This is a genomic window from Mycoplasma sp. AC157 (assembly GCF_054343415.1).
In genome coordinates, this window is record NZ_JBTGVE010000022.1 from 1 (window position 1) to 15,280 (window position 15,280).

Genomic DNA, 15,280 nt, shown 5'->3' on the forward strand with positions numbered 1-15,280 from the left:
AGTATTAAATATATGAAAAAAAAGAAAAAAATCCCGTCAACTGGGAAAGACGGGATTTTTATGAAAAAGGGAAAGATAGTATTAAAGTTATTACTAAAAATCAAACTTATTATTTACATTATGTTTTTAATTACCAAAAAACAATGTTAGAATTAAATGCTTTGATTGAAATTATGAAAGAAGAAAGATGGCATTAATTATTTTTGCAAAGGTAAAACCCTATTTAAACGCCAAAAATTTAAGATTAAAAAATAGTCCAATTAAGGACTATTTTTGTGCTTTTTCTATTTCTTTTTTAATTTGAATTTCTTTTTGTACATCTTCTATTGAACTTTTAGCTTTAGTATCATGAGTTTTATTAGATTCATCATTAATGTCAATGATATTTGAATCATATGATACTGAATCACTAATAATAGTTATTAATTCTTTTTGAGCATATACAATTGCAGATTTAATATAAATTATTTCTTCTTTGTTTTCGCTTTTGATAAAAGCTTTGGATGGAACTATTGATGCAACAAATGGTTGAATTCCATATTGCAATCCTTTATATCCTTCAGTGGTTTTTAAAGTAATAATTTCGATATTTTTTTCTAAAAATACCCCATTAGGAGTAATTATTTTTAGTTTAGTTATTTTCATAATTAATAATTAAAGTTTTTTAGCTTTTTCAATTGCTTCTTCAATTGAACCAACATATAAAAATGCTTCTTCTGGTAATGAATCGTGTTTACCTTCAATGATTTCTTTGAAACTTCTAATTGTATCTTCTAATGGTAAAAATTTACCTGAAATACCTGAGAATTTTTCAGCAACAAAGAAAGGTTGAGATAAGAAGTTTCTAAGTCTTCTTGCTCTTGAAACAGTTCTTTTATCTTCTTCAGAAAGTTCATCCATACCAAGGATAGCAATAATATCTTGTAATTCTTTAAATTTTTGTAAAATTTCTAAAACTTTTCTAGCAACACTATAGTGTTCTTCACCAATTACAAGCGGATCAAGCATTCTTGAACCTGAAGCAAGTGGATCAACTGCTGGATAAATACCAAGAGCAGCAATGTTTCTATCTAGAACTGTTTTAGCATCTAGGTGAGCAAATGTTGTTGCAGGTGCAGGGTCAGTTAAGTCATCTGCAGGTACATAAACTGCTTGTACTGAAGTTATAGAACCATTTCTTGTAGAAGTAATTCTTTCTTGCAATTGTCCCATTTCTGTAGCAAGAGTTGGTTGGTAACCAACCGCTGAAGGGATTCTTCCAAGTAATGTAGATACTTCGGAACCTGCTTGAGTAAATCTAAAGATATTATCAATAAATAAAAGAACGTCTTGATTTAGTTTATCTCTAAAGTATTCAGCCATTGTTAGTCCTGTTAAAGCAACTCTCATTCTAGCTCCGGGAGGTTCATTCATTTGACCAAAAACAAGTGCTGTTTTGTCTAAAACTCCTGCAGCTTTCATTTCGTGATAGAGATCATTACCTTCTCTTGAACGTTCTCCAACTCCTGCAAAAACAGAGAGACCACCATGTTGAGTAGCTATGTTGTTAATAAGTTCTTGCACAAGAACTGTTTTTCCAACTCCAGCTCCACCAAATAAACCGATTTTTCCACCTTTAACATAAGGGATTAATAAGTCGATAACCTTAATTCCTGTAACTAAAATTTCAGAAGTTGATTTTTGATCTTCGTAAGTTGGTGGAGTAGCGTGGATAGGCATTTTTAGTTTTGCATCCACTGAACCTAATTCATCAATAGGTTCACCAAGCACATTGAACATTCTAGAAAGAATTTCTTTTCCTACAGGTACTTGAATTGGTTTTCCTGTATCTACAACTTCAAGTCCTTTAGAAAGTCCATAAGTCATTTCCATGGCGATAGTTCTAACTACATCATCACCAATGTGTTGTTCAACTTCAAGGATAATTTTTTTGTTTGCATTAAGATTAACTTCTAAAGCATTAAGTAAAGCTGGAAGTCTACCTGATTCAAATTTTACGTCAATAACAGGACCTAAAATTTGAACAATTTTACCTATATTTTTTTCCATAGTTTCCTTCCTTTCTTTATTATTTTGTTGTTGTTCCACCTATTATCTCAGTTATTTCTTGAGTAATAGAAGATTGTCTTGCTCTATTAAAGACAATTTGTAAATTGTTAATAATTTCATCTGCATTATTTGATGCATTTTCCATAGCTGTTCTTCTTGAAGACATTTCGGAAATTTTAGATTCAGCTAAAGCATTGTAAATTGTAGAACCCATATATAAAGGGATAAGATTTTTTAAAATAATTTCTGGATTAGGTTCAAATTCTACTAAGACATTATTTTCATTGTCGCTAATATTAAAATCACTTTTTTGATCGTTATTTAGTGGTAACAATTTTTTAATTAGTGGTTCATAAAGCACACTATTAATAAATTTGGTATAAACTAAATTTACTTCTGAAACTGATTTAGATTCTAAAAGTTCTTTTATTTTGTTGATAACATTATTTACTAGTGAATAGTTTAAGTCATCTCCATAGTTAGAATGTTTTTGAATAACTTGAGTTTCAAAGTCTTTAAAAAGGGAAATTCCTTTATTTCCGAAAATTATTAGTTTATCATTTTTACCAATTTCCTTTTTAGTTAATTTGTAGATATTGCTGTTATATCCACCACATAATCCTAAATCGGAAGTAATGATAATAAATAATTTTGGTGCTTCTTTATTTAAAGTAAAAATTTCGCTAATGTTTTTAGTTTTTTGTGCTAATGAACTTAAAATGCTTTTGATAGAATTTGAATATTCTTGAATAGAAAGGAAATTATTTTTCATTCTTCTTAATTTAGCACTGGAGAGTAATTCCATTGCTTTAGTTATTTTTCTTGTATTTGAAATTAAATTAATTCTAGTTTTTATTTTTTGATTAGAAGCCATTTTCTATAACTCCGGCATTGCAGGATATAAAGAAGCATCATAGTTAGGAATTTTGTTGATAAATTCTAAAATAAAACTTCTTATTAATTTTTTAAATTCAACTAATAATTCGTCGTTAAATGCTCTTTCTTTAATCAATTCAGCCTTTAATTCTAAGGCTTTAGTATCGCTGTTTATAAAGTTAACTAATTCATCTCTATATTGTAAAATGTATTCTTTTGGAATTGGATTAATTAGTTTATCTTTAACAGAAAGTAAAATAATGGCTTGATCGTTTTGGTCAAAATGAATATATTGTCATTGTTTTAACAATTCATAAACTTTAGAACCGTGATCTAAAATTCTTCTTGTTGTTTCATCTAAATCTGAACCAAATTGAGCAAATGATTTTAATTCATTATATTGAGCTAATTGTAATTTCAATGAAGAAGAAACAAATTTCATAGCTTTAGTTTGAGCACTTGAACCAACCCTAGAAACAGAGAAACCAACATCAACAGCAGGTTTTTGTCCAGAGTTAAATAAAGCCTCTTTCATAAAGATTTGACCATCTGTTATAGAAATAACGTTTGTAGGAATATATGCTGAAATATCCCCTGCTTGTGTTTCTATAATAGGTAGTGCTGTAATTGAACCACCACCATTTTCTTGATTAAGTTTAGCAGCTCTTTCAAGTAAATATGAGTGTTGGTAGAAGATATCTCCAGGATATGCTTCTCTACCAGGTGGTCTTCTTAAAAGAAGTGAAAGTGTACGGTAAGCAACTGCGTGTTTTGATAAATCATCATAAACAATTAGCACATTTTTCCCTTTATACATTCACTCTTCGGCAATAGTTACTCCTGAGTAAGGAGCAATATATTGTAAAGGAGCAAGTTCAGAAGCTCCAGCAACAACAACTGTTGTATATTCCATTGCACCACTGTTTTGAAGTTTATTAACAATTTGTGCAACTGTGGAATTTTTTTGTCCAATTGCTACATAAACACAGTGGACATTTTGTCCTTTTTGGTTTAAAATTGCATCAATAGCAACAGCAGTTTTCCCTGTTTGACGGTCACCAATAATTAATTCACGTTGACCTTTTCCAATTGGAACCATTGAGTCAATAGCTAATATACCTGTTTTTAAAGGTTCGTTAACTTCTTTTCTTTTCATAACTCCAGGAGCTTCAACAAAGATTTCTCTTCTTTTGCTAAAGTCAATTGCACCTTTACCATCAATAGGTTCTCCAAGAGCATTAATAACTCTTCCAACCATTTGTTCTCCGACAGGAACAGAAATGATTTTTTTAGTTCTTTTAACTAAATCGCCTTCAACAACTTGGTTTTCTTTACCCATGATAACAACTCCGACAAAGTCGCTTTCTATGTTTAAAGCCATACCATAAATGTTATTAGGAAATTCAACTAGTTCCCCAAGACCAACCTTTTCTAGTCCGGATACAAGAGCGATTCCGTCACCAACTGAAATTACTTTTCCAACTTCGTCAGAAATGATTTTTTTGCCATATGACTTAATTTGTGCTTTTATTAATGCTGAAATATCACTTGTTTTTAATGGCATATTATTTTTCTCTCTTTCCTTTAAGTATATGATCTTTTATTTGATTTAATTGAGAATTGATTGAATTTTCAAAAATTAAATCATCTATAATAATTTTGATACCAGCAATTAGTTTTTTATCAATTTCATTTTTTAAAATTACTTTTTTATTGATTTTTGTTTCAATAAAATCAATAATTTTGTCCATATATTCTTTATTCAACTTATGACTTGAATAAACAATACCTTTTTTCTGTTTTAAATAGTCAAGAGCATATTTTTCAAATTTATTAAAAATATAATTAATTGAACTTATAAAGTGATTTTGAACTAAAAGTTTAATCATATTTACAAGTTCTGTTTGATAAGTTTTCGCAAAAGAAGCATCGATTAATTCTTCTTTTAGTTCAAATTCGATCTCAAAACTTTTTAAATATGGAAGTAAATCTTCTTCTTTTTTAAAGATTTCACTTAGTTTTTCTGTTTGTTTGTAAAAAACATCAACTTTTTTTTGTTCTAATGCAATTTGAAAAATAGCTTGTGCATAACCATTAATTCTTTCACTACTTATTGTATTCATAATTATTCATAAACCTCATTAAGTAATTTATCAATAAGTTCTTTTTCTTCGTAGTGACTTACGTGTTTTTCTAAAATTTTTGATGCTAATTTAGTTGCAACTGTAATAATTTCTTCTCTAGATTCCTCTTCAAATTTCTTTTGTTGCTGTGAAATATTTTTGTGTCCATCTTCAATAATTCTTTTTGCTTCTCTTTTAGCATTAGTAATGTATTGATTTGCTATTTTTTCAGACTCGATTTTAGCTTGGTTAATAATACCAGCTGCTGCAATTCTTGCTTCTCAAAGTTCTGTATTTCTTTTTTCTTCTAAAACTATGGATTTTTCTTTATTTTTGACACTTTCATCGATGTTATCTTGAATGAATTGTCTTCTTTCTTCAATTACCTTTTTAATAGGTTTATGAACAAAGAAAAATAAAGAAAAGAATACAATTAAGAAGGCGATAACAGTTGCAAGAATTACTCAAGGGTTTGGAAAAATATTTTTAAATAGATTGGAAATATCTTCACTTGCATCAACTTTTCCATCTGAACTGAATTGTTTTAAAATTAATTGATCCATTTTAATCTAATAAACAAAAATTAAAAGTATTGCAATAACAAGTGCATAAATTGAAGAAGTTTCAGCAATAGCAGCACCAATAATCATTAATTTGTTGATTTTTTTCTCTGCTTCTGGGTTTCTCCCTACAGCTTCAGCAGCTTTACCTGCTGCAAATCCTTGACCAGCTCCAACACCAAGAGCTCCAACCATAGCTAGACCTGCTCCAATTGCAACAAGACCAATCCCTGTAGAATTTGCTGAAACTTTAGGATCTAATTTTGAAGCAATTTCGATAATTTCATTTGTCATTTTAAAATCTCCTTATTTTATTATTATTCAACTTCAGCATTTGTACTTCAATAAGTTGTAGTTAGTAAAGTGAAGACATATGCTTGAATTACTACACCAAAAATATCAAAATAGAATATTAGTGGCGCAAAGAATATTGCTGCTGGCAAGTTAAAAACGCTAAATCCAGCTATTGGCAATAATGATCATACAAATTGTGTACCTGCATAAAATAAAATCAAAATAGTTGAACCACCAATTATATTACCAAACATCCTGAATGATAAAGAAATTAATGGTGCAGGAATTGAAATTATTTCAAGCGGATTAAGAAATTTTTTGAAAAATCTCCATTTTTGCATAGTAATACCTATGACATAAATTCCACTTCAGGATACAAAAGCCAATGTGAATGTTACGGAATATGTACTTCCTATTGGTTCTAATCCAAATAAAGAAAGTAGATTTCCAAAAAGTAAAAAGGTAAATAAAGTAAATATATAAGGTTTAATATTTGTTGACAATTTACCTTTAAGACCACTTTCATCTACAATTGATTCAACAATACCAAAGTATTGTTCAGTTATATAAACAACCGTTGTAGGTGCTTTATCTTTTTTTGTTTTTTTAATTTGAAAGTATAAAATCAATGATGTTACAACAACTAAAAAAACTAATATAAAAAGAGTAAAAAGTTGTGGTTGATTTCAATTTTCTAATCATTTATCCATTCTTTTTATCCTTTATTTTTTTAATAATTAAATTAATTACAACAACTGGTAAAACAAGTGAATTTCCAATAATATAAGTTATTAAATTTATAGGAAATAAAATAACTTGTATGTCATTTGTATTTGTAAATGCTTTATTAATAAAGACAATAGCAATAATTAATAATACATGAAATATTAATGAAAACAAACTAAAGACTATTCCAATTGTGTAAAAAAAATTCTTTTTTTTGCTATTTGTATTAATATTAACCTTTTTTAGTAACTCTAAAGTAAAAATTTTACTAAAAAAAGTTATATTCACAGAAATAAATGAAAAAATTCATCCTAATAGCAGAGAATAATTTCAAATAGAAAAAATAACAAAAACTATAAAAACTATTAAATATATAAAAATATATAAAAATATCAAGTTCAAAAATTCTTTTATTTTTTCTTTCAATATAACTCCATTTTGACAAGATTTCTCAAGTCCTTATAATTTTATTCTTTTTTGCAAAAAAGCATATATTTTTTAGCAAATTATATGAAAAAGAAAAAAAAATAACAAAAAAACACTGTAAAGTGTGTTTTTTGCTAAAAAAAGTTTTTCCAAATCATTTCAAAACTATTTTGGCAAAAATAAAATATGAAAAAAAATTATCTTTTTTTATAAAAAAGTTCCAAAAAAGTATTATAATGTGGTAGATAGTGGTAAGGAGTGGTAATGTTTGGAAGTCATTTAAAAACTATTGACGAAAAGAACAGAATCATAATCCCTTCTAATTTCAGAGAAAAATTAGGTGATTATGTTTATGTTTCAATCGGTTTAGATAAAGTCATTGAAATTCGTTCTAAAGAAGAATTTGACTTAATCAAAGAAAAACTTAAAAAAAATAACTCTTTAAATAAAGCAGTTAGAGAATTTGCAAGATTTTTCTTTGGAAATACAACTGATGTTACTATTGACAAAGTTGGAAGAATTGTCTTACCAAAAACATTATTAAAAACTTGCTCTATCGAAAAAGAAGCGTATTTAATTGGGGTTGGAGAAAAATTAGAACTCTGACCAAAAGAAAAATACGAAAAACAGCAATCTAAATTCCTTGATGATGAAGAGATGGATGAGCTCCAAAAAACTTTATTTGAAAGTGGAGTTGAATTATAATGGAACATTTTCCTGTTTTATTAAAAGAAGTAATTGAAAAATTAGAAATTAATGAAAATGGTATATATCTAGATTTAACGCTCGGAAGAGCGGGACACTCATCTAAGATTTTAGAAAAACTTAAAAATGGTCATCTATATGCATTTGATAAGGATATTGAAGCAATTAAGAAAAGTGAACAAAAACTCAGTTCAATATCTGGAAATTTCACTTTAATTCATAGTGATTTTAAAAATATCAAAAGCGAATTAGAAAAACTTAATATAAATAAAGTAGATGGCATATTAGTAGATTTAGGAGTTTCATCTCCACAATTAGATGAAACTTCCAGAGGTTTTTCTTATAATAAGGATTATCGTCTAGATATGAGAATGGACCAAAGTCAAACTTTGGATGCTCATTATATTGTCAATAATTTTTCAGAAAGTGAATTAGTAGAAATATTTAAACAAAACGCTGATGTAATGCTCCCACAAAGAGTTGCGAAAGCTATAGTTCAATGCAGACCCATTAATACAACTTTAGAGTTGGTAGAAGTAATCAGGAAATCATTACCTGCTAAGGTTGTAAGAATGAAAAATCCTGCAAAAGCCGTATTTCAAGCTATTAGAATTGCTGTTAATAACGAATTAGAATCTCTAAATACTTTATTAGAAAATGCTATTGATTTTCTTAAAGTTAATGGAAAATTACTCATAATTTCCTTTCATTCAATCGAAGATCGAATAGTAAAGAAATTTTTTAAACAATTAATATCAGAAAATGAAGTTGATTATCGGATTCCGATAATGCAAGAAAAAAAATGAATTGCAAAATCAATTTTACCTTCTGATGAGGAAATAAAACAAAACAAAAGAAGTAGAAGTGCAAAATTACGTATTTTAACAAGATTAGTGGAGTAAAAAATGAAAAGAAATATAAAGGTTGTTGCTAAAATTGACACATCTTTACAAGAATGTGCAATCTTAGCTTTTGAAGAAATAAAAAACGAAAAAGTTTTAATCTTTAATGAAAAAAACTTATTACAAAAAGAAGTTTTTGATTTTTATAGAGATGCGATGCAGTCTCTAAATAAAAAAATCAAAACAAATATTAAAAAAATTTTTATTTCTTTGAGCGACAATTTTCTTTTTGAAACTAATCTTTATTCAGTTGAAACCGAAATTTTAAACCATAAAAAAACAATCACAAGTGAAGAAATAAATAGAAATTTAACTCAAGCAAAACAAAACAATTTAATTTCTAATCATACCTTTATTTCTATCATTCCACAAGAATACAAAACATATAAAAACGGTATATTAATTTATGAAGGTAATGAAAAACCTTTATTAAAAAATGCTGATTCTATTGAAATTAAGTATTCATTTACTTTTTTAGAAAACAATTTATATCAAGAAATAAATAATTTATTTTCACAATTAAATTTAGAAATTGAATCATTTTTTACTGAATTAATATCATTAGATAGACTTATTAATCTAGATTTAAATAATCAAGATTCTAAAAAAATAATAATTAATTTAAATAGTTCTAATACTAAAATTTCAGTTATAGAACAAGGGCATATTAAACAAATTAAAGATATTGCTTCTTCTTTTGCAGATATTAATAAAATAGTTGCAAAAGAATTAAATTTAGAAAAAAATCAAGTAGATGAACTAGTTAATATATATGGAGATAGCTTATCCATAATCAAACCCTCTACTAGTTTAATTAAAAATAAATTAACTGTTTTAGAATTTAAAACTGTGTTAGAAAAACATTATAACAAAATTGCTGAACTTGTTGTTAATGAAATCAAAAACATAGAAAATTACAGTGAATTTGCAATTTTTCTAAATAAAAAAGAAGAACAAAATACTATATTTTTATCTTTGATTGAACAAAAAATCAACAAAAAAATTATTATTTTTAACTCTAAATTCCACCCTTTAATTTCCAAAGATGCAAAAGAAATTTTAGAAGGAATAAAATACATCGAAAAATCATATAATAATATTGATTTAAGTAAAAGTGAACACTTTTTAATTAATACTCAACCTTATTCAACAGATGAATTAATTTTCAAAGGTAATAAATTCTTAAATTTTTTAAACAAATTACTAACAAAAAGGATAAAACATGCATAATACTTTTAAAAACAACATAAAAATAAAAGTTTTAGGTATTGGTGGTTGTGGAAACAACTCCATAAAAACCTTAATGGAATATAACTTACCTAATGTTGAATATATAGCATTAAATACAGATGCACAATCCTTGAGTTATTTTGATGAAAATAAAGTAATTTACCTTGGTGATTACGAAAAAAGAAAAGGCTTTGGTGCAGGAAGTAACCCTAAAATTGGTTTTGAATGTGCCTTAGAAAGTCAACAAGAAATTGAAGATAGAATCAAAGATGCAGATATTGTTATTATAGCTGCTGGAATGGGAAAAGGAACAGGAACTGGAGCATCTAAAGTTGTAGCAGAAATTGCTAAAAAAACTGCTTCTTTAGTTATTGCTGTAGTTACAACTCCTTTTGAACACGAAGGTGAAAGAATTAAAAATAATGCTCTTCAAGGAATTGAAGAACTTAAAAAAATAGTTGATGGACTAATTATTGTCTCTAATCAAAAACTACTTGCTAATTATGGTTCAGTTTCTAATGAACATTCACTTAAATTCTCTAATACAATATTAGAAAAAACCTTAAACATTATTAATGAAATAATTAATGAAGTTGGTGTTCAAAATGTCGATTTTGCCGATTTATTATTTGTAACTAAAAACAAAGGTGAAATAATAATGAACGATGCAAGTGCATCAGGTAAAGACAGAGCAGAAAAAGCAGCACAAAAAGTTATTTTTTCCAACATTTTAGAACACGAAATCACAGGATGTACAGATGTTATCGTTAATATTAGCGGTTCAGCTGTAACTTTCCAAGAAATTAGTTTAATTATTGATTTAATTAAAAATGCAACAGGAGAAAATGTTAATATTATTCAAGGATTAATTTCTAAAAATAATAGTGATAAATCACTGAAAATTTCCCTAGTTGCTTCTGGTTTAGAAAGAAGTTCTAACTCTTATAAAAATTTAGATTTGATTAATAATACTGCTTCTATGTCAACTTTAGATTCTCAACACACAAACACTTATAGTGATTCTACATATAACAATAATGAAAGTTTTAATAGTCCATTATTTCAAAATAGTAGTATTTCAGAAGATTCAACAACTTTTAATGAAGAGGAAGAAGATAATTCAGAATTATCACTCCCTAGTTTTTTAAAGAACAACTTGTAAAACGATGTCTTAGAAGTTTGCAATATTAACTTTAAAAACCTTTAAAAGCAAGTTTAAACTGGTTAAATTGAAGTTTTTCGCTTCAATTTTTCTTTTTTTTATTATAATTAAAAAATGAAAATTGGTATATTTGGAGGATCGTTTGATCCCATTCATAAAGGGCATATAAAGGTAGCAGAACAATCACTAAAAATTTTATCTCTAGATAAATTCTTTTTTGTTCCAGCTTTTAAAAGTCCATTTAAAAGAAAAAGTAAATACGAAGATTGAAATGATCGTGTAAAAATGATCAATGATGTTAAACCAGAAAATACGGAAATTTCTTTATTTGAGATAAATCGTAAAGGAGTAAGTTACACTATTGACACTGTTAATTATTTTAAAAATAAATTCCCAAATGACGAATTATTTTTAATTTTAGGTTCAGATAATTTGGATAAATTACACAAATGAAAAGAGATAGAAAAAATCAGTTCATTAGTGAAAATTGTTATTTTTAAAAGGGAAAATAAACTAAATAAGGAAAATTTAAAAAAATTTAATTGTATTTTATTAAACAACGAAATTTTCCCCGCTTCTTCAACGGAAGTTAAATTAGGGGATTTTAGTAATTTATTTAACCAAACAATTGAATATATCGGAAAGAATTTTCTTTATATTTTAGAAATTTTAAATAACACTACAGATGCCAAGTTAAATAAACATTGTAGAGCAACAGCATCGCTTGCTGCTGAGTATGCAAAAAGTTTAAATTATAATGCAAAAATAGCTTGATTTTCTGGACTAGTTCATGATTTAACAAAAAGATGAACAATAGAAATGCATAGAGATTTTTTAGTAAAAAATGATATAGATGAAAAAGAAATTCCTGATTATAAATTACACCAAACTACAGCTTCTTTATGATTAGATAAATATTATAAAGTGCAAAATCCAGAAATAGTTAGAGCTATTTCTGTGCACACTTCTATTAATTATGAAATGTCAACTTTAGACAAGATTGTTTTTATGGCAGATAAATTGTGTCAAGGTAGAAAATGAGAAGGAATACAAGCTATTAGAAATTTAGCTTTTAGCGATTTTGATTTAGCTTTTAAAAAAGTAGTAGAGCACATTAAACATTTTAATTTAAACAAAACCACAGTTTCAAAAGAACAATTAGATATTTATGATTATTGACTTAACAAAGATTAAAAACGCATTAATAATTGCCGATCAAGAAGAAGAGCATTTACTTATTCAAGAAGGATGAAACTTAAAAAAGACTATTAAAAAACTAAATAAAAAATTTTTAGTTTTTGAAAAAAACAATAATTTTCTAGTAGTTTTATATTCTGGTATTGGATTAATTAATGCTGCAAGTAGCACTACTTTACTACTTTCTGTTTTTAATAAGATTGAAAATGTTTATAATTTTGGTGCAGTTGGTTCAATATCTAAAAAACATGATATTTTTGAGATAGTGATTCCAAAAAAATTTTTTAATATTGATACGCAAACTCCTTGATACAATTTTGGACAAACACCAGGGGAAAAACAGTATTTTTTAAATAAAATAAAAATAATAGAAAAAGTAAAATACAGCAATATCTGTTCTTCAAATTCATTTCTTGATTCCAAAGAAAAAGCTCTAGAATTCTACAAAAAAACAAAATGTGAAATTTTCGATATGGAAAGTTTTGCCATTGCACAAGTTTGTTCTCAAAACAAAATTAATTTTTTTAGTGTAAAAGCAATTTCTGACAAAATTTCGCAAGATATAGATAATAAACTAGATATTAATTTTAGAATAAAAGAATCATCAAAAAAAGCTTTTTTATTTTTAATTAGCAAGATAATTGATAATTAATTTTCTTAATAATATTTACGTATTAAGAAAAGAGTGCTATAATAATAATGTAAAACAATTTTTCACAACCAAGTTTAATTTAAATAAATTAAGTTAAACAAAAACTCCATTTCTACCGACAGTGGAGTTTTTTTAATAAAATTAGTATATTTACCATCGTTTTGTCTTTAAATTAAAATAATTTTCATTATTTTCTATTATTGATTGAACTAGTCACATTTTAATATTAGTACAGAATTTATTTTGTAACAAAACCAGAAAAAATCGGGATTTTTGGCGGATTTTGCTGAAATAAAATAGATAGGAAAATGTATTTGTTAAAGCAATTAACAATAAATCATTAGTGAAGATGACATTTTAATTAATAAAACCCCCCGAACATTTTGATTAATAATTTACAAATTTGCAAAAATTTTATAAATATTTCAGAAAAGTGCTATAATAATAATGTAAAACAATTTTTCACAACCAAGTTTAATTTAAATAAATTAAGTTAAACAAAAACTCCATTGCCACCTATATAATGGAGTTTTTTTATTTTCAACTTCAAAAAATAATTTTATTTTTTCAAACTTTATTTAAGTATAAATAAAATTATTATCCAGAGTTTTCCAGTTAATAGTAAAAAAGACAAAATCAACCAAAAATGGTTGATTTTATTGTTTTTGTTTTTCTTTATACTATTTTTGATAAAATTCCTTTTATAGCGTATTAATATTTGATATTATCTTTACTTTCATCAGTTTTATAATTTAAAGATTTACTTTAATTATTTTACTTTTAAATTCATTCAAAAACGATTGTTTGAAAATTAAATGCTCCTGTTTATGTCTATCATTCCCAAATATTTAGGATTATTTTCTAATTTTTATTATTACCAAAGATAACTTTTTAAATAATTTTTTAAAAACTTTACAACGGTTGGATATACTAATTATTATAAAAGAAATTTTCATTGTCAAACGGCACTATAATAGAATAACATTTAAAAAGAAAAAATATTTTTTAATACATAGTATCAACTTTTAAAAAAGTATTAAAAAAACCCGTCAATTAAGAATGACGGGACTCCATTTCCACCTATATAATGGAGTTTTTATATTAGGTCGTGAAAAATTAATTTTATTTTTTAAACTTTTACTTAATTATAAATAAAATGATTATTAATAAAATTAATATATTTTCCATGATTCTACTTTGAAATAAAACAATTTCTCACCCCTTTCTGTGACATAAAAACTTAGTCACATTTTAATATTACCACAGAATTTATTTTGTTACGAAAATACGGAAAAAGTTGGGTTTTTTGGTTTATTTTTCCTAAAATCAGTGTTAAAAAATCTTTTTAATTATTTTAAAAAATAAAGAATAATTTATAACTTGTTTACTTAGTTTTACATAGCAAAATTATTTAAAATTTTTATTTTTGATGTTTTTTCAAATATAAAGGAAAAAGCCTTTATATTAGGAAAATTTATGCAATATTTTAGTTTTTTATATAAAAAAATAAATAATTTTTAGAACTTTTAAGGTAAAAATTATGCATCAGTTTTTAAAATTGTTTTTTTTTTTTTTTGATTGTAATATAATTTATGAATAAAAACAAAATAAAAAGTATTTTATAAAATATACAAAAAGGAAAATTATGAAACGTTTATTATGCCAATTTAATAGAGACTTTGATAAAAAATTCTCTAAAACTTACCCATGAGTGTTAAAACACCCAAAACTAAAACACGGATTAGCTTTATTTAAAACAAGAAAAGAAGCTATGAACTGATTCTTAGCAGTAGGATATGAAAGTGCAATCTGATTCCAAACAGAAAAAAGAATCTTTGGTGGATTATTAATCATGGACAAAACTGAAGATGGTTTTGAATTTGAATTAAACACTGAAAAATTCGATGGAGACATTAAGTATGAAGAAGCAATGGAAGAATTTTACATTTTCCCAACTTCAAGATTAAGAAATCAAGAACAAGCAGATCAATTCTTAAAAGAAATAGTTGATTACAAAATTCTTGCTGATCACAAAACATATTTCCCAGCAAATGATGATTATATTCCAGAAAGAAAACTTTCAAGCAAAGATAGAGAAATAGAAAGATTAAACAGACAAATGGCAGATCTTGAAGAATTATTTAAAAATTCTAACGGATCTTATGCAAAAGAAATTGCTGTTTTGATGGAAAAATTAAGAGACAGCAATTCTGATAAAGAAGCTTTAAGAAAGGAAATTGAAAACTTAAAGAAAAAAATTCTTGAATCTTTAGATAAAGAACCGGAAAAAGTTATTGTTGAAAAAGAAAAACCTGTTTTTGTAGAAAAAGAAGTAGTTAAGGAAGTTGTTAAAGAAGTTCCAGTATACATTGAAAAAG

At 25.9% G+C, this 15,280-nt stretch carries 16 protein-coding genes; 7 read left to right on the forward strand and 9 right to left on the reverse strand.

What is annotated here, in order from left to right; all coding sequences use genetic code 4:
• Positions 1-267: 267 nt before the first annotated feature.
• The 9 genes from ACXX84_RS03440 to ACXX84_RS03480 are packed head-to-tail and all read right to left on the reverse strand — an operon-like array spanning position 268 to position 6,802.
• On the reverse strand, positions 268-645 hold the full coding sequence (locus ACXX84_RS03440; protein ID WP_436358375.1) for a hypothetical protein: 378 nt from the start codon (positions 643-645) through the stop codon (positions 268-270).
• A gap of 9 nt (positions 646-654) precedes the next feature.
• Complete coding sequence (atpD, locus tag ACXX84_RS03445; protein WP_458557365.1) at positions 655-2,049, reverse strand: F0F1 ATP synthase subunit beta; 1,395 nt, start codon at positions 2,047-2,049, stop codon at positions 655-657.
• A 19-nt stretch (positions 2,050-2,068) separates the two neighbouring features.
• A complete protein-coding gene (gene atpG, locus ACXX84_RS03450; protein WP_436358373.1) occupies positions 2,069-2,923 on the reverse strand; it encodes an ATP synthase F1 subunit gamma in 855 nt (284 codons plus the stop codon).
• A gap of 3 nt (positions 2,924-2,926) precedes the next feature.
• On the reverse strand, positions 2,927-4,489 hold the full coding sequence (atpA, locus tag ACXX84_RS03455) for a F0F1 ATP synthase subunit alpha (RefSeq protein ID WP_458561088.1): 1,563 nt from the start codon (positions 4,487-4,489) through the stop codon (positions 2,927-2,929).
• 1 nt (position 4,490) lies between these two features.
• On the reverse strand, positions 4,491-5,048 hold the full coding sequence (locus ACXX84_RS03460; RefSeq protein WP_458560657.1) for a F0F1 ATP synthase subunit delta: 558 nt from the start codon (positions 5,046-5,048) through the stop codon (positions 4,491-4,493).
• A gap of 2 nt (positions 5,049-5,050) precedes the next feature.
• On the reverse strand, positions 5,051-5,611 hold the full coding sequence (atpF, locus tag ACXX84_RS03465; RefSeq protein ID WP_458557367.1) for a F0F1 ATP synthase subunit B: 561 nt from the start codon (positions 5,609-5,611) through the stop codon (positions 5,051-5,053).
• A gap of 6 nt (positions 5,612-5,617) precedes the next feature.
• Complete coding sequence (gene atpE / locus ACXX84_RS03470) at positions 5,618-5,902, reverse strand: ATP synthase F0 subunit C (RefSeq protein ID WP_458557368.1); 285 nt, start codon at positions 5,900-5,902, stop codon at positions 5,618-5,620.
• Between the two features lie 23 nt (positions 5,903-5,925).
• A complete protein-coding gene (locus tag ACXX84_RS03475) occupies positions 5,926-6,612 on the reverse strand; it encodes a F0F1 ATP synthase subunit A (protein ID WP_458561089.1) in 687 nt (228 codons plus the stop codon).
• Positions 6,605-6,802 (reverse strand): hypothetical protein, encoded by a 198-nt coding sequence (locus tag ACXX84_RS03480; RefSeq protein WP_458572911.1) that lies wholly within the window; start codon positions 6,800-6,802, stop codon positions 6,605-6,607. Before ACXX84_RS03480 ends, ACXX84_RS03475 begins: the two co-directional genes overlap by 8 nt.
• Before the next feature lie 516 nt (positions 6,803-7,318).
• On the opposite strand from ACXX84_RS03480, the gene mraZ reads away from it, so the two are divergent.
• From mraZ to ACXX84_RS03515, 7 genes are all read left to right on the forward strand, one after another.
• Positions 7,319-7,759 (forward strand): division/cell wall cluster transcriptional repressor MraZ, encoded by a 441-nt coding sequence (gene mraZ, locus ACXX84_RS03485; protein WP_436358366.1) that lies wholly within the window; start codon positions 7,319-7,321, stop codon positions 7,757-7,759.
• Complete coding sequence (gene rsmH, locus ACXX84_RS03490) at positions 7,759-8,661, forward strand: 16S rRNA (cytosine(1402)-N(4))-methyltransferase RsmH (protein ID WP_458561091.1); 903 nt, start codon at positions 7,759-7,761, stop codon at positions 8,659-8,661. The genes mraZ and rsmH overlap by 1 nt, the downstream gene beginning before the upstream one ends.
• A 3-nt stretch (positions 8,662-8,664) precedes the next feature.
• The gene (locus ACXX84_RS03495) at positions 8,665-9,891 is read left to right on the forward strand and encodes a hypothetical protein (protein WP_436358364.1); all 1,227 of its coding nucleotides are present in this window, start codon (positions 8,665-8,667) and stop codon (positions 9,889-9,891) included.
• Complete coding sequence (locus tag ACXX84_RS03500) at positions 9,884-11,053, forward strand: cell division protein FtsZ (RefSeq protein ID WP_458560653.1); 1,170 nt, start codon at positions 9,884-9,886, stop codon at positions 11,051-11,053. Before ACXX84_RS03495 ends, ACXX84_RS03500 begins: the two co-directional genes overlap by 8 nt.
• Before the next feature lie 114 nt (positions 11,054-11,167).
• Entirely contained in the window at positions 11,168-12,247 is a 1,080-nt protein-coding gene (locus tag ACXX84_RS03505; RefSeq protein WP_458561092.1) for a nicotinate-nucleotide adenylyltransferase, read from the forward strand.
• A complete protein-coding gene (locus ACXX84_RS03510; RefSeq protein WP_436358361.1) occupies positions 12,222-12,902 on the forward strand; it encodes a phosphorylase family protein in 681 nt (226 codons plus the stop codon). Before ACXX84_RS03505 ends, ACXX84_RS03510 begins: the two co-directional genes overlap by 26 nt.
• A gap of 1,645 nt (positions 12,903-14,547) precedes the next feature.
• Positions 14,548-15,280: MAG3090 family protein (locus ACXX84_RS03515; protein WP_458572912.1), on the forward strand; the 733-nt coding region annotated here is incomplete at its 3' end.